Source organism: Streptomyces sp. NPDC007095 (assembly GCF_040634475.1).
In the GTDB taxonomy this organism is placed as follows: domain Bacteria; phylum Actinomycetota; class Actinomycetes; order Streptomycetales; family Streptomycetaceae; genus Streptomyces.
The window spans coordinates 1-1,533 of the sequence record NZ_JBEYFS010000515.1 but is presented as its reverse complement, the minus strand read 5'-3'; the positions used below and the strand labels follow the sequence as shown (position 1 = coordinate 1,533).

Below are 1,533 nucleotides of genomic sequence, written 5' to 3'. Positions count from 1 at the left end.
CGACGACACGACACGCCACCACTCCCACTGAATCGCCGACCCTATGCCTGACCAGCGAAAACATCGCCCTCAGATTCGGAACGACAACAGCTTCTAATAGGCGCGTGGATTGGCCGCTGGGCCAGTCCAGGCGGGGGTCGGGCGAGACGTCTGGCTGTAAGCAGCACCGGGAGTGCTTCGACAAGAGAGGGACGCCGTTCCGGCCTCTGCCGCAATCGAGCTCGGTCGCCGTACCGTTCCGTGATTCGAGCCATTCCCAGGGCCATCTCCCAATCAGCCGGAGCCGTCGAGTTCTTCACGAGAGTGAGGGTCCCTGAGCAGGGCTGGGGCCACGGACGGCTGATGGGGTGGTGCGCCCTCAAGCGCTTCTATTAGGTCGCCGGGTGGTCCTGCCGCGGCTCGATGCCGACGGACAGCGAAGCCTTGAAAGGAGCGCGTGGTGCACGCAACCTGCGGGATCGACTGGGCCGAGGACCATGTGCGCCACGAGGCGCTTGAAGTCGAGCGGGGGTGAAAGACCTTCGACTCCTGGTCGTCGCAGCGGCTGGGTGAAGCTGAGGGCAGCCTGAGCCGGGAGACGCCGGGGAGGGTGGGAGCAGCCCTGACAACGCCGGGACGTGCCAGTACTGCCAGATGGCGCGGGTTCGGTCAGCGAGACGGGAAGGTGCACGCGAGGAACCAGTGTCTGACGCCCCTTAACGGCCCACCAGCTCAAATCTGGCAGATGTGGGCTGGTCGCGGCGCGCACCTGCTGTCTTCGGACGGCGGGGAACTCCTTGGTCGGCATGTGATTACTGGCCGGGAGGCCACGGTGAATGTCTGCGGCGTAACCGTGGCGATGCCGCAGGGGTAGAGCTGGGCACCTCACCCGTCGATCGACTCTCAAGTGAACGTGGGAACCGTCCGGTGTCGTCCTCACTCTGTGCAGCCAGCGCGGCGGAAGGACAGGCACGTCGTCTGCTGACGGTGCCGGGCGGGGCGGAGGCTCCGTAGTAGTCCGAGGCCGGGAAAGCCGGCCGCATGGCCAAGGGAGCCAGCAAGTCAGTAGTGGAAGTACTGGAAGACCGGGAGAACACTGGTGAACACGAGTGAACTGCCGCTTGGTTCTCTGCGGACCGAGCGGTGGGTACTGGAGATCCAGACCAAGCTGCACCGTTGGGCGAACGACGATCCTCATCGTCGGTTCGACGATCTTTACAACCTCGTCTGCGATCCCGGCTTCCTCGCGATGGCCTGGGAGCGGGTCGCGGGGAACAAGGGCGCACGCTCGGCCGGAGTCGACGGGATGACCGTCGCCTTCGTCCGGGAACGGATCGGTGAGGAGCGGTTCCTCGCCGGGCTGCGGGACCAGTTGAAGTCCCGCAGTTTCCGCCCGGTCCCGGTCAGGGAACGGATGATCCCCAAGCCGGGGTCGCGCAAGCGGCGGCGCCTTGGGATTCCGACGGTCACGGCATAGTGCCGCGTCGTCCAAGCAGTCTTTGGGTTCCTTGACGGTGACCCACCCGTTCCACGCCTTGAGTGGTCAGCAGTTGG

At 65.5% G+C, this 1,533-nt stretch carries 1 protein-coding gene; it reads left to right on the top strand.

All coding sequences use genetic code 11. The features are described 5' to 3' along the window. Positions 1-1,078 precede the first annotated feature (1,078 nt). On the top strand, positions 1,079-1,456 hold the full coding sequence (locus ABZ656_RS57860) for a hypothetical protein (RefSeq protein ID WP_360280792.1): 378 nt from the start codon (positions 1,079-1,081) through the stop codon (positions 1,454-1,456). Positions 1,457-1,533: the final 77 nt, after the last annotated feature.